This is a genomic window from Kluyvera sp. Awk 3 (genome assembly GCF_028069715.1).
GTDB lineage: Bacteria > Pseudomonadota > Gammaproteobacteria > Enterobacterales > Enterobacteriaceae > Kluyvera > Kluyvera georgiana_A.
Genome location: NZ_JANEWH010000019.1, coordinates 1 through 23,260, shown reverse-complemented (window position 1 = coordinate 23,260; position 23,260 = coordinate 1). Strand labels below are relative to the sequence as shown.

At 55.9% G+C, this 23,260-nt stretch carries 22 protein-coding genes; 6 read left to right on the top strand and 16 right to left on the bottom strand.

Annotated elements, in window-relative coordinates; genetic code table 11:
* Positions 1 to 5: 5 nt before the first annotated feature.
* Positions 6 to 2,168, top strand: coding sequence for a glycosyl hydrolase family 28 protein (locus NNN71_RS06415; protein WP_271458119.1), 2,163 nt, complete (start codon positions 6 to 8; stop codon positions 2,166 to 2,168).
* Positions 2,169 to 2,173: 5 nt separating this feature from the next.
* Here the strand turns inward: NNN71_RS06415 and NNN71_RS06410 are convergent, their stop codons facing one another.
* Positions 2,174 to 3,082, bottom strand: coding sequence for a GntR family transcriptional regulator (locus tag NNN71_RS06410; protein ID WP_163448841.1), 909 nt, complete (start codon positions 3,080 to 3,082; stop codon positions 2,174 to 2,176).
* Positions 3,083 to 3,228: 146 nt separating this feature from the next.
* Between NNN71_RS06410 and NNN71_RS06405 the strand changes: the two genes are divergently transcribed.
* The 3 genes from NNN71_RS06405 (at position 3,229) to tsr (ending at position 7,275) form a co-directional block, all read left to right on the top strand.
* Positions 3,229 to 4,272, top strand: coding sequence for a zinc-binding alcohol dehydrogenase family protein (locus NNN71_RS06405; RefSeq protein WP_271458133.1), 1,044 nt, complete (start codon positions 3,229 to 3,231; stop codon positions 4,270 to 4,272).
* 86 nt (positions 4,273 to 4,358) lie between these two features.
* Positions 4,359 to 5,369, top strand: coding sequence for an Ldh family oxidoreductase (locus NNN71_RS06400; RefSeq protein WP_163448839.1), 1,011 nt, complete (start codon positions 4,359 to 4,361; stop codon positions 5,367 to 5,369).
* 238 nt (positions 5,370 to 5,607) lie between these two features.
* Positions 5,608 to 7,275, top strand: coding sequence for a methyl-accepting chemotaxis protein (tsr, locus tag NNN71_RS06395; protein ID WP_223803389.1), 1,668 nt, complete (start codon positions 5,608 to 5,610; stop codon positions 7,273 to 7,275).
* 26 nt (positions 7,276 to 7,301) lie between these two features.
* Here tsr and NNN71_RS06390 read toward each other — a convergent pair whose 3' ends face one another.
* The 15 genes from NNN71_RS06390 to NNN71_RS06320 all read right to left on the bottom strand — a co-directional run bounded on the left by NNN71_RS06390 (position 7,302) and on the right by NNN71_RS06320 (position 20,878).
* Positions 7,302 to 7,817, bottom strand: coding sequence for a GNAT family N-acetyltransferase (locus NNN71_RS06390; protein WP_271458118.1), 516 nt, complete (start codon positions 7,815 to 7,817; stop codon positions 7,302 to 7,304).
* Between the two features lie 39 nt (positions 7,818 to 7,856).
* Positions 7,857 to 8,333, bottom strand: coding sequence for a hypothetical protein (locus tag NNN71_RS06385; RefSeq protein ID WP_223803387.1), 477 nt, complete (start codon positions 8,331 to 8,333; stop codon positions 7,857 to 7,859).
* A 3-nt stretch (positions 8,334 to 8,336) separates the two neighbouring features.
* Positions 8,337 to 9,077, bottom strand: coding sequence for a winged helix-turn-helix domain-containing protein (locus tag NNN71_RS06380; protein ID WP_249022375.1), 741 nt, complete (start codon positions 9,075 to 9,077; stop codon positions 8,337 to 8,339).
* A 109-nt stretch (positions 9,078 to 9,186) separates the two neighbouring features.
* Positions 9,187 to 10,155 carry a Csu type fimbrial protein gene (locus tag NNN71_RS06375; protein ID WP_271458117.1) on the bottom strand — a complete coding sequence of 323 codons (969 nt, stop codon included), beginning with the start codon at positions 10,153 to 10,155 and terminating at the stop codon, positions 9,187 to 9,189.
* Positions 10,146 to 12,365, bottom strand: coding sequence for a fimbria/pilus outer membrane usher protein (locus NNN71_RS06370; RefSeq protein ID WP_271458116.1), 2,220 nt, complete (start codon positions 12,363 to 12,365; stop codon positions 10,146 to 10,148). The genes NNN71_RS06375 and NNN71_RS06370 overlap by 10 nt, the downstream gene beginning before the upstream one ends.
* Entirely contained in the window at positions 12,349 to 13,104 is a 756-nt protein-coding gene (locus NNN71_RS06365; RefSeq protein WP_271458115.1) for a fimbrial biogenesis chaperone, read from the bottom strand. Before NNN71_RS06365 ends, NNN71_RS06370 begins: the two co-directional genes overlap by 17 nt.
* Before the next feature lies 1 nt (position 13,105).
* On the bottom strand, positions 13,106 to 13,600 hold the full coding sequence (locus NNN71_RS06360; RefSeq protein ID WP_167576952.1) for a Csu type fimbrial protein: 495 nt from the start codon (positions 13,598 to 13,600) through the stop codon (positions 13,106 to 13,108).
* Between the two features lie 231 nt (positions 13,601 to 13,831).
* The gene (locus tag NNN71_RS06355; protein ID WP_271458114.1) at positions 13,832 to 14,365 is read right to left on the bottom strand and encodes a helix-turn-helix transcriptional regulator; all 534 of its coding nucleotides are present in this window, start codon (positions 14,363 to 14,365) and stop codon (positions 13,832 to 13,834) included.
* Positions 14,366 to 14,370: 5 nt separating this feature from the next.
* Positions 14,371 to 15,039, bottom strand: a complete 669-nt coding sequence (locus tag NNN71_RS06350) for an EAL domain-containing protein (protein WP_271458113.1) — start codon at positions 15,037 to 15,039, stop codon at positions 14,371 to 14,373.
* A gap of 161 nt (positions 15,040 to 15,200) precedes the next feature.
* Entirely contained in the window at positions 15,201 to 17,495 is a 2,295-nt protein-coding gene (gene opgB, locus NNN71_RS06345) for a phosphatidylglycerol--membrane-oligosaccharide glycerophosphotransferase (protein WP_271458112.1), read from the bottom strand.
* A 186-nt stretch (positions 17,496 to 17,681) separates the two neighbouring features.
* On the bottom strand, positions 17,682 to 18,173 hold the full coding sequence (locus NNN71_RS06340) for a DUF2501 domain-containing protein (protein ID WP_271458111.1): 492 nt from the start codon (positions 18,171 to 18,173) through the stop codon (positions 17,682 to 17,684).
* Positions 18,174 to 18,242: 69 nt separating this feature from the next.
* On the bottom strand, positions 18,243 to 18,980 hold the full coding sequence (gene dnaC / locus NNN71_RS06335; protein ID WP_163448828.1) for a DNA replication protein DnaC: 738 nt from the start codon (positions 18,978 to 18,980) through the stop codon (positions 18,243 to 18,245).
* Between the two features lie 2 nt (positions 18,981 to 18,982).
* Positions 18,983 to 19,522 carry a primosomal protein DnaT gene (gene dnaT, locus NNN71_RS06330; protein WP_271458110.1) on the bottom strand — a complete coding sequence of 180 codons (540 nt, stop codon included), beginning with the start codon at positions 19,520 to 19,522 and terminating at the stop codon, positions 18,983 to 18,985.
* A 115-nt stretch (positions 19,523 to 19,637) separates the two neighbouring features.
* On the bottom strand, positions 19,638 to 20,111 hold the full coding sequence (locus tag NNN71_RS06325; RefSeq protein WP_163448826.1) for a threonine/serine exporter: 474 nt from the start codon (positions 20,109 to 20,111) through the stop codon (positions 19,638 to 19,640).
* Positions 20,102 to 20,878: a threonine/serine ThrE exporter family protein gene (locus NNN71_RS06320; protein ID WP_163448825.1), complete on the bottom strand. Its 777-nt coding sequence runs from the start codon at positions 20,876 to 20,878 to the stop codon at positions 20,102 to 20,104. The genes NNN71_RS06325 and NNN71_RS06320 overlap by 10 nt, the downstream gene beginning before the upstream one ends.
* 279 nt (positions 20,879 to 21,157) lie before the next feature.
* On the opposite strand from NNN71_RS06320, the gene pobA reads away from it, so the two are divergent.
* Together pobA and NNN71_RS06310 are read left to right on the top strand one after the other, a co-directional pair.
* Positions 21,158 to 22,342, top strand: coding sequence for a 4-hydroxybenzoate 3-monooxygenase (gene pobA, locus NNN71_RS06315; RefSeq protein WP_163448824.1), 1,185 nt, complete (start codon positions 21,158 to 21,160; stop codon positions 22,340 to 22,342).
* Positions 22,343 to 22,345: 3 nt separating this feature from the next.
* The gene (locus NNN71_RS06310) at positions 22,346 to 23,236 is read left to right on the top strand and encodes a helix-turn-helix domain-containing protein (protein ID WP_271458109.1); all 891 of its coding nucleotides are present in this window, start codon (positions 22,346 to 22,348) and stop codon (positions 23,234 to 23,236) included.
* The last annotated feature ends 24 nt before the right edge of the window (positions 23,237 to 23,260 follow it).

Genomic DNA, 23,260 nt, shown 5'->3' with positions numbered 1-23,260 from the left:
AGGTCATGACGACAAACCCTTGCGCGGTGCTGAGCGTCGAGGAAGAGCAAAACATTCTGGCGCGGATCCACGATCCGCGCATTCCTTCAGCCGAGGTGAACGTGCGCGATTTTGGCGCCGTCGGCGACGGCGTCACGCTGGACACGCAGGCGATTCAGCGGGCTATCGCTTATCTCCACCGCCAGGGCGGCGGCAGGGTGATTGTGCCCGCCGGGCGCTATCTTACCGGCTCTCTGGCGCTGCTCAGTCATATAAATCTGCATCTGGACAGCCCGCAGAGCGTGCTGTTGTTCACGACCGAGACCACCGAAGCGCACTACCCGCTGGCCTTCGGCCACTGGGAGTGCTCGCCGCTGTGGAACTACCGGGCGCTGATTTACGCCTGCGATGCGCAAAATATTGCGCTCACCGGGCGAGGCGTGCTGGACGGTCAGGCCAGCGACAGCGTCTGGTGGCACTGGACGCATCAGATTGAGCACGCCTGGTCGACCTCCGCCCGCAACCTGCAGCGCCCCGCCAGCCTGCGGCTGCGTGAAATGAACCTCAACGGCGTGCCGGTGGCGGAGCGGCGCTTTGGCGACGGGCACTACCTGCGGCCCATGTTTATCCAGACGCTGCGCTGCCAGAACGTGCTGCTGGAAGGCGTCACGCTACGCAATTCGCCGATGTGGCAGGTGAATCCGGTCATGTGTCGCAACGTCACCATCCGACGCATGACGCTACGCTCCCATGGACACAATAACGACGGCGTCGATCCCGAAAGCTGCTGCGATGTGCTGATTGAAGACAACCTGTTCGACTCCGGCGATGACTGCATCGCCATTAAATCCGGGCGCGATCGCGACGGGCGTGAAGCCAACATTCCCTGTGAAAACATCATCATCCGTAATAACCGTTTTGCCGACGGTCACGGCGGTATTGCGCTGGGCAGCGAGATGAGCGGCGGCATCCGCAACGTGTTTGCCGTGGGGAATGAATTTGACAGTCCGGCGCTAACTTACCCGCTACGTCTCAAAGCTAACGCCTTGCGCGGCGGCGTAATCGAAAACATCTGGCTACGCCACTCACGGGTCAAGCGGGTGCGTGACGCGGTGGTTCACGCCACCATGAACTATGCCGAGGGCGTCTACGGTAGCCATCTACCGCGTTTTCGCAATATCGTGATTGAAGACCTGGAAGCGAGCGGCGGTGAATACGGTCTGTTTATTGAAGGTCTGGCGCAGTCGCCGATTGAAGGTCTGGTGCTGAAGGATATTCGCATCACCGACGTCGACCATCCGCTGCATGCCGCCCACTGGGGCAGCGGCGTGAAGATGGAAAACGTCACCATTAACGGGCTGGCGTACCCTCGACCGGTGCAGCTTTTCATTCGCGGACTGCCGCAGGTGGGCGATTATCTGCGGGCGATTGCGCAGTTGCCGGGTGATGATGAAGCGGTCCTGCATTATTCGTGGTGGCTGGGAAAAACGGCGGAAGGGCCAATGACGCCGCTGGGCGAGGGCGATATTCTGGCGCTGACGCCGACCATGGCCGGGCGCTTCGTGCGCTGCCGGGTCAACCACGGTGAGATGAGCTTGCTGAGTAAACCGTGGCTGATTCAGCCGGAAGGCAGCATCGATCTGGCGAGCGGTAATTCGGTTAATGCCGGTATTTTGCGCGCGCGCGGAGTGATCGAAGAGGAAAGCGGCGCGGAGTGTATTACCCGCTTTGAACTGGCGCAGATGATCATTCGCCTGTGGGGATTGCAGTATCAGCCGTCGAATGGCGTCGTCATCCAGGATATTGCCCCGGACTCCGTCTGGTATCCGGGCATTGCCGCGCTGATTCAGCGCGGCATGATGGCGCTGGTGCAGGGCAAGTTCCTGCCCGACAGGCCGATCCGCCGTGAAGAAGCGGCCACGGTGGCGATGATGAGCTGCGGCGTATCGTACCGTAACGCGTCAACGATGCTGCAATCAACCTTCACAGATGGACGTATCCTGCGCGATATCTACCTGACTAACGCCCAGCGCGCGGTGGCTTTTGGCTTTATGCGCTGCGATGAAGAAGGGCGCTTCCGTCCGCGCCGCTATCTGCGCCGCCATGAGGCGCTGGAGATGCTGTTGGCGATTGGTCACTTCATGGGCGATCAGGATGCGCCGCAGCGGCAGGTGAAGCCGCTGCGCTAGCGAAATCAACGGCGAGCGGTTTGATCGATCGAACGGATCATCGACTGTTTCGCCGTCATTAAATGGTTGCGCAGCGCCAGGGTGGCGTCGATCTCGTTACGGCAGATCAGCGCGATCAGGATCATCATATGTTCATCAATGGCGATAATATTACGCTGCTTAAGATCGCTTTCATCCCACTGATAGTGGAAGTGGAAAATAACCGAGATAATCTCCAGTGATTGATTGAAAAATATATTATCAGCAGCCGAAAGTAATAATGCATGAAAATCCCGATCGAGCTGGGAGAATGTTTTTACGTTATCGCCAATGCGATCTCTTAATTGGCGATGATGTTCCAGTAATGTTTTCGCCTGCAGCCAGTGAGGATCGCCATCGGGCAAATTAAGGAAGCGCTGAAGGGCGTGTAATTCCAGCATTTCGCGTAATTCAAAAAGCTGCTCGGCGTAGGCTCGGTCAAATTCTTTCATGCGCCAGAAGCCGCGTTTTTCGCTGACAATCAGATTATAGCGACCAAATTTGAGCAAATATTCCCTGGCGGCCACCGGGCTGACCCCGGCCATTTTTGCCAGCGCTATTTCGCTCATCACTTCCCCGGCCTTCAGCTGCCGCTGGTTAATCATCGAAAAGAACGCCTGTTCAAAAATCTGCGTCTGCTCTTCGAGCGGCGCCTGGGTGCACTCGAAGCCGTCCAGCGCATCGGGTTTACGTAGCACGATGTAATCATTGCCAATTTTTTCCAGCACGCCGCGCTGCTGCAGATGAGTGAGAATGTGCCTGACGGTGGTGCGGCTAATGTTGTACATCTCGGCCAGCGCCGATTGTACCGGCAGCGGAGAGGGGATATGGCCGCGGGCGATACCTTCAATAATCTGGTTCACCACGCTACGGCGTAAATTCTGCGAACGGCTCATGCTGACATCCTCCTGATAATCATTAAAAACGAATTTAAAACCTATTTCTGCGTTGGCATTCACAAGAATTTGTGGCGTGACTGCTGAATTATTACGAAATCCACAATAACAAGGAGAACAAAAAAGGAGAAGTTCAAATGAATATTATGAAAGCGTTAGTTTGTCAGCAACCGGGTGAATGGGCATGGCAATCAAGAAATATTCCAAAGCCACAAAAAGATGAGGTGTTAATAAAAATAAAAACGGTAGGGATATGTGGCACCGATATCCATGCATGGGGCGGTAAACAGCCTTTTTTCAGCTACCCACGGGTATTAGGGCATGAAATTTGCGGTGATATTGTTGAGGTCGGCAGCGAGGCGCAACAATGGCAGATTGGGCAGCAGGTGGCGGTGATCCCCTATGTGGGTTGCAATACCTGTAGCGCCTGTCGCGAGGGGCGCGGCAACTGCTGCGAGAATATCGCGGTGATCGGCGTGCATCGCGACGGCGGCTTTAGCGAATATCTTTGCGTACCGCAGCAGAACGTACTGCTGGCGGAAGGGATTGCGCCGGAAGCCGTTGCGCTCATTGAACCGTTCGCCATCAGCGCCCATGCGGTGCGGCGCGCGGCGGTACGGGCGGGGGATGAGGTGCTGGTAGTTGGCGCGGGACCAATCGGTCTGGGCGCGGCGGCCATTGCCAAAGCGGAAGGCGCGCGGGTCGTGGTGGCGGATGTCAGCGATGAACGACGTGCGCATGTGACGGATCAGCTGGATCTTCCAGCGCTGGATCCGCTGGCGGCGGATTTCGACGCCCGGCTGCGCAGCCTGTTTGGCGGCAATCTGGCGCAAAAGATCGTGGATGCGACCGGCAATCCGCAGTCAATGAACCGTGCGGTGGATCTGATCCGTCACGCTGGCAGCATCGTGTTTGTTGGTTTGTTTAAGGGCGATCTGCAGTTTTCCGATCCGGAGTTTCATAAAAAAGAGACCACCCTGATGGGCAGCCGCAACGCCACCGCCGAGGATTTTGCCCGCGTCGGCGAACTGATGCGCAGCGGCGAGCTGAGTGCCGGAATGCTACTGACCCACCGGTTGCGCTTTAGTGAACTGGGTAGCACCTTTGAGCGCGACGTCATCAATAATCCACGGTTGATTAAAGGCGTGATAGAGTTTGCAGAGAACATCGACGGCGCCTCCGGGAATTAATGTGATTTAAATCACTGCGTTAACCAAGTAAAACCTGCGCCTCCGTCTACGCTTTATGCCAGTACAACAATAATACGGAGAACTACATGACAACGGTCAACATCGCACTCAACGACGCTTACACGCTGGCCTTCGAGGTCCTGCGTGCCAACGGTTTTTCACAACCTCATGCCGACGCCATCGCGCGTAACGTAACGGCGGGTGAACGCGACGGCTGCGCATCGCACGGCCTGTGGCGTCTGCTCGGCATTGTGGAAACCCTGCGCAAAGGCAAAGTTTCGCCGGACGCCGAACCGACGATCGTCGATCAGGCTCCGGCGATCGTCAAAGCTGATGCGCATGGCGCGTACTCGCTGTGCGCGTATGAACAGGCGCTGCCGCTACTGATTGAAAAGGCGCGCCACTGCGGCATTGCGGCGTTGGCGATCAACCGTTGCGTGCATTTCTCCGCGCTGTTTGCCGATGTTGAGCCGTTGACCGAGGTTGGGTTGGTGGGCTACGCCTGCACACCGAGCCACGCATGGGTGGCGCCAGCCGGCGGAACCCAGCCGCTGTTTGGCACCAACCCGATTGCGTTTGGTTGGCCGCGCGGTGACAAGCCGCCGTTTATCTTCGATATGGCGACCAGCGCGGCGGCGCGCGGTGAAATTCAGCTCCATCAGCGGGCCGGTAAAGCGATTCCGGAGGGCTGGGGAATTGATAGCGACGGTCAGCCGACCACCGATCCGCAGGCGGTACTCGACGGCGCGATGCTGACGTTCGGCGGACATAAAGGATCGGCATTGGCCGCCATGGTGGAGCTGTTCGCCGGGCCGCTGATTGGCGATATGACCAGCGCCGAATCGCTGGCGTGGGATAACGGCGCGGGTGGCCTGCCTTACGGCGGTGAGCTGATTCTGGCGCTTGACCCAGCACGCTTCCTCGGCGATGACGCCGCATCCCATCTGGCGCGCGCCGAGACGCTGTTTAGCGGCATGCAGGCGCAGGGGGCGCGACTGCCGGGTGAGCGTCGCTACCAGGCGCGCCAGCAGAGTGAACAGCAGGGGTTGAATCTTTCGCGTAGCCTGTATGAGGAAATCTGCGCGCTGCGTAAATAGCATCTTTGAGTAGGCCGGATAAGGCGGAGCCGCCATCCGGCAATTTGTGCAGCTCTGCCTGGTGGCGCTACGCTTATCAGGCCTACATCCACTCTGGACGCGACGACAATGCCATGGTCTCGCGTCAATCCATAACGTCCGAATATTCCACCTTCCCCGCGTATTAATAGTCACATTTTCTATAAAGTTTTTCCTTTCGCCGCCGAAAATTCGTTATTCGTCTGGAGGAAAGAGAAACATGTTAAAGCGTATTAAAATCGTCACCAGCCTTGTGCTGGTTTTGGTGTTGTTTGGCTTGTTGCAAATGGTCTCAGGGGGCCTGTTCTTTAACTCACTGAAGCATGACAAAGAAAACTTCACTATCTTACAAACCGTGCGTCAGCAGCAGTCCGGGCTGAACGGCAGCTGGGTTGCCCTGCTGCAAACCCGCAACACGCTTAACCGCGCCGGGATCCGCTACATGATGGATCAGAACAACATCGGTAGCGGCGCCACCGTTGCCGAGCTGATGCAGATTGCCACGAAATCGCTGGCTGAAGCGGAAAAACGCTGGGCCGAGTATGAAGCGATGCCGCGCGACCCGCGGCAAAGTGAAGCCGCGGCGCTGGAAATTAAGCGTAACTACGATATCTATCACGGCGCGCTGGCGGAGCTGATTCAGCTGCTGGGGGCCGGCAAGATTAACGACTTCTTCGACCAGCCGACCCAGGGTTATCAGGATGGTTTTGAGAAAGCGTACGTCAACTATCTGCAACAGAACGACAGCCTCTACGAGCTGGCGGTAAAGGACAGCAATGCCTCTTATACCCAGGCGATGTGGATCCTGTTCGGCGTGATGATTGCCGTGCTGGCGGTGATCGTCACCGTCTGGCTGGGCGTACGTAAGACGCTGATTGCGCCGCTCAATCGTCTCATTGACAGCATTCGTCATATTGCCGGTGGCGATCTAGTAAAACGCATTGATGTGGAAAGCGATAACGAAATGGGCCAACTGGCGCATTCGCTGCGTCATATGCAGGGAGAGCTGGCGCGCACCGTCGGGGAAGTGCGTCAGGGCGCCGATGCCATTTACAGCGGCGCGAGTGAAATCGCGATGGGTAATAACGATCTTTCCTCGCGTACCGAGCAGCAGGCGGCTTCGCTGGAAGAGACCGCCGCCAGCATGGAAGAGCTGACCGCAACCGTGAAGCAAAACGCCGAAAACGCGCGCCAGGCCAGCCATCTGGCGCTGAGTGCGTCGGAAACCGCGCAGAAGGGCGGTAAAGTGGTCGATAATGTTGTGCAGACGATGCGCGATATTACCGCCAGTTCGCAGAAAATTGCCGATATTATTAGCGTTATTGACGGAATTGCCTTCCAGACCAATATCCTGGCGCTGAACGCTGCGGTCGAAGCCGCCCGTGCGGGCGAACAGGGCCGAGGTTTTGCGGTGGTGGCCGGTGAAGTGCGTAATCTGGCGCAGCGCAGTGCCCAGGCGGCGCGTGAGATTAAGAGTCTGATTGAAGATTCGGTTAATCGTGTCGATCTCGGCTCCACGCTGGTGGAAAGCGCCGGGGAAACCATGGATGAGATCGTGAATGCGGTGACCCGAGTGACCGACATCATGGGGGAAATCGCCTCTGCATCGGATGAGCAGAGCCGTGGTATCGATCAGGTGGGTCTGGCGGTGGCCGAGATGGATCGCGTGACCCAGCAGAACGCCTCGCTGGTGGAAGAGTCCGCCGCCGCCGCCGCTGCGCTGGAAGAGCAGGCCAGCCGCTTGACGCAGGCCGTTGCGGTATTCCGCATCCAGCAAAATCAGACCAACAGCGGGCGCGAAACGGTGAGCGCTGCGCCGATGCCTGCGCCGACCCTGCTGCGTAAAGCGGCAGCAACCGACGGTGGGGAAAACTGGGAAACCTTCTGACCCGGATGCGCCCTGTAACGGGCGCGTTAACGTAGTGCCAGGCGCATGGCGCAGCGAGACTCCGCTGCCAGGCCGTGCGCCGCTTCTTCACGCAGTTTTTGCCGCAGCGCGTCGCTAAGTAATGCCTCAGGCACGATTTCAAACCCCATCCGCGCATACCACGGCGCATTCCACGGCACCTCGCGAAACGTTGTGAGCGTGAGAGCACTGAAGCCTTTTTCTCGCGCCTGTTCGATCGCATAAGCCATCAGGCGACGGCCAAGACCGCGCCCCTGCCAGTCAAGGTGGAGCGAAAACTCGACGATAAAGAGCGAAGCGTCGTGCGCTTCCGCCAGCAGAAAACCCACGGGACGATCGTCTGCCAGCGCTAACCAACTCATGGCCTGGCTGACGAAGTGCTGATGACGTTCGGCGCAGATCACCGGGCCGGCGGCGAGCCAGCTGAATTCAGGCAATAGCGCGAAGCGCTGCGCGGCGGCGCGTTCAATCGCCGGTAGGGCGGAAATATCCGCCGGGGATGTCGGACGAAAGGTGTAGATCATGCGCTGAGTATAACCTGATGCCTGATACCCGTGTGACCGTTATCCGGCGCAGAGCAGAATCGGCGAGTAAAAATTGCTGATAACCACGGCTTTATCCGGCGTTGTGCGGATGCTCAGCAACCTTTTCTGACCTGCGGTAATGCCCAGTGCGTACTGTTCAAACACCCCTGCAGGCACGTTATCGTGGCCAAATTTTTCTACCTGGGTGATGTACAGCTGATAGAACGATTCATGCACGTACTGCCAGTTAAAGCTCTCCTGACGTGAGACCTTCATGTTCTGGCCGTTATTCATTACATCGCCGTTGATATTGAAATAGCCCGTACCGTTCGGCGTAAAGTGCATCACGACCATCCCTTCAAAGGTGAAATGGTTATCCAGGCGGCTATCTTTGTAGGTCAGGCTGCCCTGGCAGGTCATGGAAAGGCGCGTGCTTTGGTGTATCCACAGCAATGTACCGAGGATCAGCAGCGCATTGAGTGCGATGATGCAAAAAAGTTTTTTCTTCTGTTTCACTCTCTACCACTCGTAAAAGTACAGCGTCTGGCAGGTGCTGGCCTTGCTGCGAAACTGGGAACACTGCGACAGGACCAGGCGGCCTTCTTCGCCATAGAGAACGGGATCCTGAATATGTATGTAAAAAATTGAGCTTGGCAGACAGGAGAAAGCGCCTTCATTTTTGATCTGTCCGAGCAGCGTCTGGGCTTGCTTTTGGAATACGTCAGAGAGCGGGGCCAGCGTATAGACCGGACAACTGTCGATGTGAGCCAGCAGATATGGCTCAATTTGCTGGCGCTGGGCATTCCAGATGAGCGCGGTGGCGCACAGGAGCGTCACGGTGGCGGTCACGATACTATAAAGCCAGTTTCGTCTTTTGGGGACCGCGCGTTTGCTGCTTACCGGCGCGGGCGCAGAGACGGGCGCATTGAGCGGCACGACGCTGATATCCGCGCTGAGCATAAACCCGACTTTGGGAACGGTGACGATAAACAGGTTGTCCGGCACCATCCCTGCCAGCATTTTGCGCAGGATGCTGATGTACTGATTCAAGGAGTTGCTCGACCCACGCAGGCCGCGATCGTCCCACACCTGCTGGAGAAAAACCTCGCGTTCGACCACCATCCCGTGATGGGCAATCAGCAGGTTCAGGATGGTTTGCGCCGTACAGGTCAGCGTCTGACTCTCGGCGTCAGCGCTTTGTAAGGTCAGTGAACCATCCTCGTTGTCATACACGATGGCATCGGCAAGCAGGTATTTCATGAAATTGTCAGCGATCCGCCTAAGAGAAAAAAGAGTGACCCGGTGCGGGAAGGAAACTGTATCGTGAATTGTTATCGGTAACATTGATCCAGGCCGCGCATTATTTAGATTAATAAGTGAGCGTCACCACGACATTATCGCTAAACAGGCCCGTGCCGGTGAGGGGTTGCGTTGGCACCGTGCCATACACGGTGACCGTCTGCACACTCCCGTCGTGATGACTCATTTCCATCGTATTGTTTCCCGGTGTTTCGCCCCATGGGCGGGTGGCGGTGGCATCCTGCCAGAGGGCGTATTGCAGACACTGCTGGCGATCGTTACACATCTGGCGCTGAGTACCCGAGGCATGCTCACCACGGCTGATGCCCAGTGAATAAGTGGTTCCGACCGGGCAGCGCGCGCGAATGCTGGCCGTCGAGGCCAGACGTGACGTCAGCGCCGTGCTGCCCACGGTGCCAAAGCTGAGCGACGTGACGCTCTGAATAAAGCAGCTATCGGAGAGCGTGGCGCTGGCGTTGGATGAGGCATCCGTCGCTACCCCCTGCCACTTACCATCCTGACAACTGGCAAGCGCCTCTTTTCGGGTGGCGCTGTTCCACGTCAGTTTCAGCCCCAAAGTATAGTTGAAGTAGCTACGCACCGGCAGGTTGCTTTGCCCGGCGGGAATGGTGGCGAGCAGTGGAAAGCTGCCGCTGGAGGTCTGATTGCCGCCTATCGTTAGCGTGGTTTGCAGCGCGCGTCCCGCGCCGCCAGAGGTCAGTTCCAGGCTGTTATCCAGCGTGCTGTAGAGACGAAACAACATCGTGTACTGCTTACCTTCTTCATCTGCGTTGGAGGTCATTTTAAACGGTGCCGATTCCAGGCTGTTCAGACAGATGTTGAAGTAGCGCGTTTCGCCGTAATCGGCGTAGCAGGTGAACTTTACGCTTGACTGCGCCGAGCCGGGATTGCCCGCGACCAGCGTGCCGAACGCGGTGGAGGCGCCCTGAGTTATCCAGCAGTTAGCGGCTTGTGCGCGGCTTGAAAGCAGCGCGAGCGTCAACAGTAGCAGTAAGGTGAGGGGCAATTTTAATGACACAACAAGGTTCCCAGATTGAGCATCGTGGCAGAGGAGGGCGCGGCGGGAAACGTTACGTTGCAGTAGCCAATAGGCGTATGAATACGTAATGAACCCGGCATTGGCGGGTTTTCCAGCCAGATATAGCCGTCACGCCCGACAACAGACTCCACGCCGGGATAGCTGACGCTGCTGCCGACCGGGATCGGTTGGTGCTGGTGGTCGAAAAGTTGGGCCGACACCAGGCGTGCGCGATGCACCTGAAAATCGACCTTCACTGCTGTGGTCATCCCGGGCCGGGCATGAATTTCGGTTAACGGTGTAACGATCTCCGGCGGTAGACTGAGTGGGTCGAGCGAGATTTTGGCGTTATGGTAGAGCGGTAAATCCGTCAGCAGCAGATAGCCGTTTTTATCGGTTTTGCCCGCTTGACGGTTTTCGACGGCGATGGGCACATCGCCAATACCGTTCGTGGAGATCAACGCGATTCCCTGCCGGTTGTAGCGCAGCGCATAGGGGTGATTTTCCAGCAGCATCATCGAACCTTCTCCGCTGAGATAGCGGTTGGCGCTGCTCTGGTCACGGTCCAGTCCCGCATGCCACTCGCCGTATTGGCCAAGGTAGCCGATATCCGCATGCGCCTGGCGCGACGCGCTGCCCATGTTCTGGCTTACCTGCCACGACCAGCCGCCCAATTGGCTATCCGGCTGGTGGCGATAATCCCAGCGAGACGAGGGATTTCCCGCCAGGAGTGAGAGTGAGTCGCGGTTGCCCAGCGGAACGGAGAGCATGAGCTGGAAGGTTTTATCACCGCTGTTCAGCGCATGGGTAAACCCCAGCGTGGCTGACACCCGGTTATGAAAGGATTTTGACCAGCTGGCGTTGAGGTAGCGGGCGCTATCCTGACGTACCCAGCCAACGCCCAGCGTTCCCCAGTCGGGGACGGTTTGACTCATCCACACGTTATCGCTGTGCTGTACCGGCAGGCTACCGCTAACGCGGGCGATATCTGCCCAGGCGTTGCTGCTGCGGCTGGTATTCGCGGAGAGCCCGAGTCCTTGAGCATTCCACTGGTAACCGATACCCCATTTGTTCCCTTCTCCTTGCGGACTTTGGCTGACGGCCGTGTGACCGCTGATAATTCCGGCCAGCGGTGAGATCAACCAGTCGCTGGCGATGCCGATGTTGTGTGCGTCGCGATGTTGCTCAGTGTGGCCGCTGACCGTCAGGCGATTGCTTACGCCGTAGCGCCAACCCGCGTCGAGCAGCGGTGAGGTGGCGTAATCGTTAGAGCGCGTGGCATAGTTTTTTCGTAGCCAGCCGACGTCCAGCGAACTGCTGCTCACGCCTTGCGCCAGCATATCCGGCGCGCCGTACAGATCGAGCGTGACTTCGCGGCGCTGGCCGTTGATGTCGGTGATGACAACCTGCGCCTGCCCACTGCCGGAAAAGGTGGGCAAGGTATCGAGAATGTAGCTGCCAGGCGTGACCTGCTGGTGGCTTTGCTGCAGCCCATCAATGTACAAGTCGACGGTAGACGGCAGCACCACGCTATCGCTGAACTGCGCGCGTGGCGCGGTGTTCAACTGTGGATCGAGCTGGAAATTACGCGCCAGATGCAGGCCTGCGAAACGTACCTGACGGCTCCAGCTAACACCGGTAGTCACGTTGTCACCAAGCGCAACGCTGGTGAGCCACTGCGGGAAGTCGTGCTGCCAGGTGGTCATCAACCGGGTCTGCGTGGTGCCCTCGTCGTGTTGCCCGTGTGGAAACCGGCTGTTCATACTGCTGCTGAGCTGCCCCGGTAGCCAGCCGGAGGTTTGTAGCTGGCTTTGCAGGCTGGTTTGCTGTTGGCTGGCGGTCTCGCTGGAATAAAGGGAATAGTCGAGCGTGAGGTTGCCCAGCGGCTGGGCCTGTTGGGCGTATGTGAAAGCGGAATGTGGCTGACTTTCCAGATGCTGGACGTGTGTTAGCGCCTGCTCTGGAAGGGTAAGCGACAGCTGCTGTTGCAGACTGTCGAAGTTGACCTGAATGCCTGGCAGAGTGGACAGATTGAGCCACCCCGCGTTCGTCTGCTCAGATGCAATACCCAACTTGACCGCATCGTGAGTGGCTATCCACAGCGCATTATCCAACACACGCACGGCCCACAGTCCATCGTAAGCGTAGTGGTTAACGGTGACGGAAAGGTATTGGGTGTTGGCGGTGGGAGGTTCAGCGTGAAGGGGCATCGACAGAAGCCACAGCAGCAGAATGCACGTTAAGCAGGCTGGCTTGGGTATGTTCATTCAGATACGCGCGCAGGGAAGAAGGCGGATGGCGATGAAGCTGTTTAAACGGCAGCACGAATCGTTGACCGGGTAGGACGTAACCTGCCAGCCCGGAGAGCGTTTCCGCCACCTGTCCCTGCGCGTCGATCGCCTCGACGTGACTCAGGCGTATATGCACAGTACCCTTGTTCTGACAGCTGATGCTGGCGTCCTGTCGCGTACAGGTGAGCTGAGTATCTTCAGCTTTGCTCTCCGTTTGCTCGCTGGCGATAAACAAGGGAATGGAGTAGCGCAGCAGAAAATGGACGCCGTTCTGCTCCGTGCCAGCCTGATGCCCGCCGGGTAGCTCATCAACCAGCAGTCGGAAGCTCTGTTCCTGTGGGTGGACCATGGGGTTGAGCACCACAATGCGCACCAACTGCTGCTGCCCCGGTTTCAATGCGGTCACTGCCGGACTGCTGACGATGTCGTCGGTCAGCGTCAGCACGTCTTTGCCCTGTGACTGCGACCAGTCATACACGCGAATCTGCGCATGGATTGGTTCACTGCCGGTGTTGGTCAAATACAACGCCGTCGCCCGCTGGGTAGCATTAAGATTCAGCATTACCGGTGCAACCTGGAGCGTGGCGCTGATGGCATAGCGAGCGAAAACCACGATCACGGCCAGCCAGCAAAGGGCAAAGAGGGTGATTCTGCGCATCTTAGTACACCAGATTTAGCGTGACGTTATCGCTGTACAGGCCCGCTTTGGCGTTGGTCAGCGCGCCTGCTTCGATAACGCCAACAATCGTTTCTGACTGCGGCTGCCCAGTTCCGGTGCCTTCAATGCCGCCGCTAGCGTTCACCGGCGTTTTCTTGCTTTCATCCGCATAGAGCCGATAAGCGATGTTCTGCGCATTGATACTGCTGTCCTCGGGCTTAAGCCAGAAGGTTCCGTCGCTTTCGCCGTCACTGCTGGCCGCTGACAGGGTAAACGGCGTGCCGTTGGTACACAGAACACTTAGCTGGGTCATCGCGTTGATTTCGCTGGCTTCATCGGAGCCATGGCTGGCGAAGTTGAGATCGTTGGCCTGCAGCGTGCAGGATTTCAGCACCTCAAGCGAGACATGCATCGTTGCTGTCGCTGAGCTATTGGCTAGCGCAGTTTGATAAATTGCACACAATAAGCTGAAAATGACGAGGGGCATCCTTTTCATGGTGAACTCCGATAAATGAAATCACTCAGTGGTTTAATAAGCCTATTTTTTCGGCATGATGAATGCGCAGAGAATAAATTCGACGATGCGATTAAAGATATCTTTATCTGCTAAATCTAAGCTTATTCCTGATAATGTAATAAAAATGTTCAGTGTAAGTTTCTGAGGTATTTCCTTCCGGAAACACTCGCGTAATTCTTGCTTCGCAACAGATATGATTTCCCTGGTTTATTACTGATGAAGCGAATGGTTTTCTATCGTTCTTATTTTTCGGTGTAATTCCGCTAGCGTATTGCAATGGAATTTCGCCATCGCATTTCGTCGATGTGTATAGATCGTTTTAGGGGATTTATGCAGCATACGGGCAATGGTATTAGGGGAAAAACCCATAATTATCAGCAAGCAGATATGAATCTCTGAGTGTGTTAACGGTGATTCTTTACGCATGCAGCGGCGAAATTCAGGGTGCTTAAGCTGCTGGGTGAACTGCTTTATCGACAGTTTGTCGCTGAGTACGCAAACGCGCCCTGGCGGCAGAAACTGCTGGATTTCCTGCGTCCGGTTCTCTTCGGTAATGATCAGCCATTTTGTTTCGCTATTATCACAGAGGATCTTTTCGCGCAGTTCAAAGACGCAGTTGTCATTGTCTTTATTAAACCACTGTAGTGTGGGGGCGGGGTTAACCATATAAGGAAGTGCATGTTTCACTCCCTGCCACAGAAAATAATTTTTACTCAGGATTACCAGCTGATAAGGTGCAAACATATTGATTACTTATTCCACAGAAAACCTTGACCATAATTAGCGTGAGAATCACAGGCTAATTGATAGTCAGCGAGCGTTTCGATGCCTTCCACAAGGACTTCATCGGCAATCTTTTGGCAACAACGGGCCAGCTTAAAAAATGGTTCTTTGCATTTGCGTGCCGTCCAGAACGCGTGTTTATCAATTTTGGCCCCGGAAAAGTGATAATTCTGTTCAACCAGGCAGGGCAGAATGTCGTCATGAACGTCGTCAGCCCAGACGGCAATCCCCATTCCTCTTACGGCGTTGATACACGCACGTAGCTGCTGACTCTTCGCCGGGGTCAGCGCCATCAGTTGATCCAGATCGGTCAGCTCAACGGCAATGCGTTCGGGCGCGACAATCTGCTCTTCAAGCTGCTGCAAAAAGTGAGGTGTCAGCATGACGTCCGCGCTGGCGTTCAGGTAATACTTGCCGGAGCCTGCGGTGTTGATCACATGCGCAAGCTGGGCGAAGAAAAGTTCGACTCTGGCATCGAGGGCCAGGTTGCTGAAAAAATGCTCGAGGTTTATCTGATCTGCTGCGGTTGAGAGAACTTCCCAGGCAACGATACGTTCATTATGTAAGACGCGGATGGATTCGAATTTATAACCTGTGAGCATGATTACGCAGCAATGTTGACCAATGTTTTTCAATATTGGTAAATGCTATTTAATTTGCTTTTGTTGGTATATTTATAAATATGAATTCGATTTATATGGTTTTTATGACTTATTTATAAGATGTTTATAGGTTTTTATTTTTACGAAAGTAGGTGGGGAAAGGGGGGCGTTATGCCCCCCACGCGCTTCATGTATTAGCCTTGCGCATCGATCACTTTGATTTCCACCATTCCTATACCTAGCTGGCGCGGAGAGTGGCCGAGGATATTGCCCTCGTTAGTTGACTGCGGGTCTGGCGGCACAATGACCAGCGTGCTGGCAGCCGACGGGTTGTCGAAGTGCAGCGTAGTGGTGGTCACATCGTGGCTAAGCGTGATTGTCTGTTCGCTGTTGCCCACGCGAACCGGGATCGGTTTATCCGCGTTTGGCCCAAAGGCTTTGGCAGTGATCACCAGATCGAAGCGCTTCGGCAGCGGGTGCTGATACTCAATTTTTACCTCCTCGCCAAGCTGGGCGTTGGACCAGCGGCCCCAGGCTTCCGGGCGAGAGATGCCGCTAAAGCTTTTCACTTCTTCCGGCGCGCCCGCGACGTTAAAGATAAAGCTATCGGCTTTGTAGCGGATATCGTTGTCGACGGTTTTCAATGAATCGACATTGCCTTTGTAGCGCACCATATCGATCACCGTGTCTTTAAACTCGGTTTTACCGTTCCACTGCGTTTTGTCGACGTGCTGTACTTTTTGCTCGCCGCCAAGCTGGCCCTGCGACACGCACCAGTCGGTAGACAACGCCAGATTTGGTGACCACTGTTGCGCCATTTTGTAGCAGCGATCGACCCAAACGAAGTTATCACGTGGGGCAAAATCGGCCAGCTGGTAGCGCAGCGGCGCGGAGTATTCGCTTTCCGGCAGCGGCTCAACGCGGTTATCTGACACGCGCAGTAGCAGCGGTAGGCGGAAGTGGCTCCCGGAAAAAGCAATCATGTTTTTCTGGGTGTCGATAGAGAAGTTTTTGATCTCTTTCGGGAAGTTCCACAGGCGAATAATGTCCGGTTTCCACGCCAGCACCTTCTCTTTCATGTTCAGGAACACTTCAGACAGCGACTGCCCGGACAGGCTGCTGCGGCCCAGGCCGATAAAGTTGTCGCCGCCGAGCATATCCAATACCGTTGCGCCGTTATCCATGGTGTTACGTTTTACCGCCAGCACGTCCTGCTCGTCGGGTTTATCACCGCGAATCACAAAGAACAGATTGCTGCGGTCTTGTTTATTCAGGTAGTCCCAGGCGGTGTTTTTCATCGCCAGATGGTCGGAAGAAACCACGATAATCGTATTTTTAAACCAGGGGGACGCTTTGATTTTATTAATAAATTCCGCAATATTTTCCTGGCTACAGGTCACTGCGCTGAACGACTGGTTGGCTTTACCGTTGATATCGTATTTTTTGCGATTGCAGGTACGTGAGATAAAACCGTCGGGGTGGTGGGTATCGACGGTTAAGGTGAACAGCGAGAAGCGCTTGCCCTCACGGGACAGTGTTTCAAACTTCTTCCACGCTTCGTCGAGGACCGTGTCGTCGTAGTAGCCCCAGTCATTCTTGTAGGCCGGGTCCGCAACGGTGGTTTTCAGCTCTTCCGCGCCGAACAGATTGTCGAAGCCGTGCGATTTCAGGAACACGTCTTTGCCGGCGAAACGCAGGTTGGCGCCCTGCACGAAATAGTTTTCGTAGCCGGAGTTTTTCAGGATATCGCCAAGGCAGATATTTTGCGGGAAAAAGCTCGACAGCGATGCGGAGGCGTTGCCTTCGAACGGCGCGAATAGCGGGATGCCGCACTGGGAGGCAACCATGCCGGCAATGGTGTAATCGGTACCCGGCAACTGCATGGTATGGCTGAAATCCAGGCTCTGGTTTTTCAGCTCGCCCAGCTCTGGCGTCAGGTTGGGGAAGGCATCGTTGTCAAAGTAGGTGCGTTCCAGGCTCTCGCCATAAATATAGACGAGGTTCAGCCTGGGGGTCGGGATCGTTTTCGACGGCTCTTTATAGTACGCCGAGAAATCAGGATCGCCGTCGCGCGACTGGGATTTTACCAGTTCGCTAATCTGGCGGAACGCCGGGCTGGCGTCGACCGAGCCGACGGCCAGAATCAGCGCCAGCAGGCTGTAGCCAAAATGATGAGGATGATGACGGCGTCGGCGCAGTAGCCAGCCTAGCGCGCTAAAAACGGCGACCAGCGCGACGACGAGGCCGACTCCAGGAAGAATGTATTTGCTGACGCCCGCGCCTGTCAGGCTGTTGGTCAGCGTATAGAGCACCGCATCGTTGATACCGTCACCGGTAAAGTAGTCGCTGGCATACAGGGTAATATTCAGGACCACAAACAGGCCCAGTACCGTTAACGTGGCGGCAAACCACCATTTATTGCGCCCTGCCTTCCAGGCGTATATCGCAATGGAAGCCAGAAACAGAACGAGGGATAACAACTCTGACACTACACGTCCTCAACCGCGCCAGGTTTTCTGGCTACACAGAAAGTAACTTCACAATGTAATTGTGCCGTCATCTGTCTGCAATTCTAACGTAGTGAAAGTGTGCTGTTATTCGGAATTGGTTTAGAAATGAACGTTATTTGAGCGATTTCGGGCGGCGAGCGTGAGTCCCGCCACTCAAATTGACTATCAGGAAATGAAGCTAACACCTTGTTTCAGGACGAAATCACAGGCTTTTGCTTTCACTTTTTTACCCAGTTCGGTATTCCCAAGGCTGTCGAGATCGAGTTTCTGACCGTCTTTGGCGTTCAGCAGCCCCTCAAGGCCTTCCATGTAGCCGGTATCTTTCTTCTGCTCAGTCGCGGTGTTGAGGCCCAGTTTATCCAGTACCTGATTTTTTACGTTATCCACGTTGGCGACGGAAGTCAGTTTTTCTTTCGCGCAGTACCCCATGATGCCGGCGGCATTGTTCATGCTGCTGGCGCTCAGCGACTGACTGCCACCGTTAAGCAGACTGGTCAGCGTTGAGATGGACGTTCCGCCGCTCTGTGACGAGCTGCTGCTGCCGGCGAGGGAGCTGGCTGCGCTACTCAGATCATTCAACGATACGGCGCTCGCAGCGGTAGAAACAAACGCGCTGGCAATGATTACGCGGCAAAGCATCGATTTTACAGATTTCATGGGGTCTACTCGTGTGTGCAATTATAAATGGACGTGATAAGTATACGCCTGTCATTCATCAGATATATCTTAATACTCTTTCCCGGTCACACGGCTGCGGTAACTTTCCCAATTGAAGATGACCCACAGGCTGTTACCGAGGCGCATGCGGTCCATCACTCGCTCACCCAGCAGTTTGTTCATTTCGTCGAGATTGCTGTTGGTGAGCATGCCGGTCGGGCGCTTGGACGACGAGCGGCGATCGACAATCTGGTTGATGATCACCTTCTCATAGCGCGATTCGGTCTGCATGCCGATCTCATCGATGACCAGCAGGTCAACGTTGCTTAAGTCGCTTAACAGCTGTTCTTCGCTGGTTTCACGGTTGCTGAAGGTCTCTTTCATTGCCGACATAATATCGGCGACGGTGATAATCAGCACTGATTTCCCACGCAGCAGCAGTTCGTTGCAGATGGCGGCGGCAAGATGGTTTTTACCGGTGCCTGGCTTGCCGGAGAAGATAAAGCTCGCGATATTGCCGTCGAATTCGTCAACGTACTGCCGCGCTTTCGCCAGCGCGTTCATCTGGCCTTCGTTTTCCACGCGATAGTTATCGAACGAGCAGTTCTGGTGCAGCGGACGAATGCCGGAGCGGTTAAAGGTACGCTGCATTTTCATCGCGCGGTTTTCACGCGCCAGCGCCGCCGCGCGGATCTCGCCCTGTTCTTTCTGCCAGGCCAGCAGCTCTTCGCCCGTTTTAAAGGCGGGTTCAATATGCGCCGGCATCATCTTTTGCAGGCGTTTCATTAATTCGCCAACGTTTTTCATGCTCAACCTCTGAAACCCGGTGGAATCTGACGGTCAGGTTCGCTGACCGCGTTAACGTCGCGCCGCATCTGGCCACTATTATTCGCCCGGCCTATCTGTACGCTGCGCGCTAATTTTTGCTGCCATTGCACGTGGTGGAAGACTTTGCCTTCCGCCTGCCAGTAGGCGACGAAGGAGGCCAGCTCTTCCGGCGTGACCGGCTCGCTTAAGGCGATCCCCCACAGCGCGGAAAGACGCAGAAACTCGGCATCGGGCTGCCATCCTGCGTACATGGCAAATTTTCCCATCGGTACGGAGACCGGTGCCGCCGTGGGTTCTTCAAAGAACTGGGCGTCCAGCGTCACGTCGCTGCCCGGACGGGCAAGCTTTTCTTCCAGCGCCAGCAATTGCGCCAATCGCTCCGGCGTGACGGCATAGAACGCCGGCGCATTATTGGCAAACACGGCGACCGCGCCGCCCTGGGTTTGCGCAAGAATGGCTGCCGGATCGGCCACGAAAGCGTCAATACCAATCACGTTTGGCGTTAAAATACGAGAAGACATAACACACTATCTCAATACTGAAAAATACGGGAAGGGTGCGGGAAATCCGCACGAATACTGCACATAGTAGCACAAGCTGGGGGAAGGGCGGCACTCTCCAGCACCGCCCCCAGGATCACACCCGTGGGCGCTTGCGATACAGCCACAGCCCGGGAATCGACAGGCCGATGGAGAGCGCGCCAACGATGGACGACGCCTTCAGGAAGTTACTTAGCAGGGTGATCATCAGCTCTTCGGAATAGCCAAAATGGCTGATTTTGACCGCCGAGATCATGGCCGTGTAGGCCGAAATACCCGGGAACATCGGGATCACGGCGGCCACGGTGAAAATTTTCGGATGCGCCAGATACCAGCGCGACCACTGGATGCCGATGCTGCCCACCAGCATGGCGGCCAGGAAGGTGGCCCATTCGATATTGAAGCCCGCGGTCATCATGCAAAAGCGCGAAGCATGGCCGATGGCCCCCAGCAGGGCGCACCATGGCAGCGCGCGGTGCGGCACGTTAAAGACCATGGCGAAACCAACCGCTGGAATGGCCGACAGCACCATGTCCTGCGCCAGCAGCAGTACAAAATCGATTACACCCATCCGCGCAGCCCCCATAAGGTCATGGCCATCACCACGCCGACGCAGGTGGCAAGGGTTAACAGACTGGCAATCGCCCAGCGCGCCAGGCCGGTGTTGATATGCCCTTTGAACATGTCGGCGACGGCATTAATTAGCGGGAAGCCCGGCACCAGCAGCAGGACGCTGGCCGCCATGGCGACGGTCGAAGTCTGATGAAAGGCGGGCAGCTGTAGCATCAGACCGGAGACGGTGGTCGCCACGAAGGCGGTCAGCCCAAAGTTAATCTGCGGATGCATGGAACGGTGCGTGAGCAACTGGCGGATGTACATGGCAATAGTACTGGCGCAGAAGGTGACCAGCGCGCCGTCCCAGCCGCCGTTGTTCAGTTTACAGAAGCAGGCGCACGACAGCCCGACCATCAGCACGACCAGCCAGCGCGGATAGCGAAGCGGTTTTATCTGCGCAAAACGTTTACCGACATCTTTATAGTCCAGCAGCTTGTGCTCGGCCATGATGACGATGTGCTGTACTTCGGTGACCACGTGCATGTTAATGCCGCGATCGCTGTTTTTACGCGTGGACGTCAGGCAGAGACCATCCTTGATGGTGGTTAGCACGATGGCGTTCGATGAGATGGCGCTTTCGACGCTGTCCATCCCCAGCGCCCGGCCCAGCCGCGTTGACAACTCCTCCACCAGGGCGCTCTCCGCCCCGTGCTGCAATAAAAAAAGCCCGCACTGAATACATAGCCGCGTAACGATGCGTTGTTCTGACTGATCGACTTCCATAAGCACCCTGGTACCCAAAACGCCTGTGTAATGACCTACTTGTACCCGAAGAGTTGGTCTGTACTCTCCGCGCCGGATCAAACAATGTGCAAAAATTCAGCGTTGGTCACCAGAGGGCGAAGAGTTGATATCGCCCACACTTTTGCAAAACTGTTCGAAAGTGCAAATTTTGAACGGATTCTGGCCTTCTTTTTCGTTACTGACTTATCAAAAATGCATTCTGAAACTTTATGTATACACAAAACAAACAAATAATTAACCAGAATGTGAGGTCACCCTATGAACACGCAAGTCGCCATTATCGGTGCCGGGCCTTCGGGGCTGCTGTTAGGCCAGCTGCTGCATAACGCCGGGATTAAAACCGTTATCCTTGAGCGCCAGACGCCGGAGTATGTACTGGGGCGCATTCGCGCGGGCATTCTGGAAAACGGTACCGTTGAGTTGCTGCGTGAAGCGGGAGTTTCTCGCCGCATGGACGCCGAAGGGCTGATTCACCACGGCGTGGAGTTTCTGTTTGCCAACCAGCGCATTCCCGTGCCGCTGAGCGAGCTCACGGGGGGGAAAACGGTGATGGTTTACGGCCAGACCGAAGTGACGCGCGATTTAATGGAGGCGCGACAGGCGTGCGGCGCCCAGACCATTTATGGCGTAGAACAGGTCGAGCTGCACGATCTCAAGAGTGATAAACCTTGTGTGACGTTTGTGAAAAATGGCGAAACGTGTCGGCTGGAATGTGATTTTGTCGCGGGTTGTGACGGGTTCCACGGTGTTTCGCGACAGAGCATTCCCCGCGAGATTCTGCGCGAGTACGAAAGTATCTGGCCGTTCGGCTGGCTGGGGCTGCTCGCGGATACGCCGCCGGTAAATCACGAACTTATCTATGCACACCATGAACGTGGGTTTGTATTGTGTAGTCAGCGCTCACTAACAAGAAGCCGCTACTATCTCCAGGTCCCGCTCAGCGATAAGGTCGAGCAGTGGTCTGATGAACGCTTCTGGGGTGAGCTCAAGCGGCGCCTCCCGGAGGAGTTGAGTCAAAAGTTAGTGACTGGTCACTCACTTGAGAAGAGCATCGCGCCGCTGCGCAGCTACGTGGTGGAGCCAATGCAGTATGGCCGAATGTTCCTTGTCGGTGATGCGGCGCACATTGTCCCACCGACGGGCGCCAAAGGGTTGAACCTGGCGGTGTCGGATGTGAATTATCTGTGGCGTATTTTGCGTCAGTACTACCGCCATGGCCGCGAAGATTTGCTTAGCCACTATTCGCAGCTGGCGCTGAATCGGGTGTGGAAAGGCGAACGCTTTAGCTGGTTTATGACGCATCTGCTACACGATTTCCAGGACAAGAGCGCGTTCGACAGAAAAATGCAGGAGGCGGATCGCCAGTACTATCTGGGATCGCGCGCCGGGCTGACCACCATTGCGGAGAACTATGTTGGGTTGCCTTATGAAACAGTGGAATAGAACATGAAGCGTGCGGGCGTGGCGACACCACAGTCGGATATCGTGCCGGTCTTTAAGCTCTATGGTGAGCAGATAGGCTGGCCCACGCCTGACCTGTTGCACTGTGAGTCGATACTCCAGCGCAGCAGCCTGTATGAGTGGCATATCCGCGTGCATCAGCATGCGGAACTGGTGCAGTTGCTCTATTTGCACAAGGGGCAGGCGGAAATTGAAGTGGAGGGCGAGCGCTACGTGGTCAACGACTCCAGTATCCAGGTTGTGCCGTCGCTGTGCGTGCACGGTTTTCGCTTTTCACCCGGTACCCAGGGCTACGTGCTGTCGCTAGCGCTTCCATTGCTGAGCAAGCTGGAGGCGCAGTTCGGTGGCCAGCTTGATGTGCTTAGCCAGCCAGGATGTATTCCGGTTAAGCGTTCAAGTCGTCATATTCGGTCGGTGTTTACGACGCTGCTTGAGGAGTATACGCACGAGAACGATGCGCGCGAGATGATGCTCTATTCACTACTGGGCGTGTTACTGGTTTGGCTAAATCGGCAGGGCACGCCGTCAAAGGTGATTGAAGACAAAAGCGAGCGCAAGCGCGGCGTGCTTCGGCAGTTTGCGCGGCTGGTTGAAAGCCATTATCGCGAGCATTTGTCGCTGGCGGAATATGCACAGCGGCTCGGGGTATCGACAACCCATTTAAACTGCCTGTGCCGCGAATTCCATGGGGCCAGCGCGCTGAGCGTACTGCACCAGAGACTGTTGCTGGAGGCCAAAAGAAGCCTACAGTACACCAGTATGACCATCACCCAGGTGTCTGACTATCTTGGATTTAGTGATGTCACCTATTTTTCCCGTTTTTTCAGAAAACGGGGGGGCATGACGCCCAAAGAATTCAAAATGAAAATGCAATAACGAGGAAAAAATACAGGGCGCGAA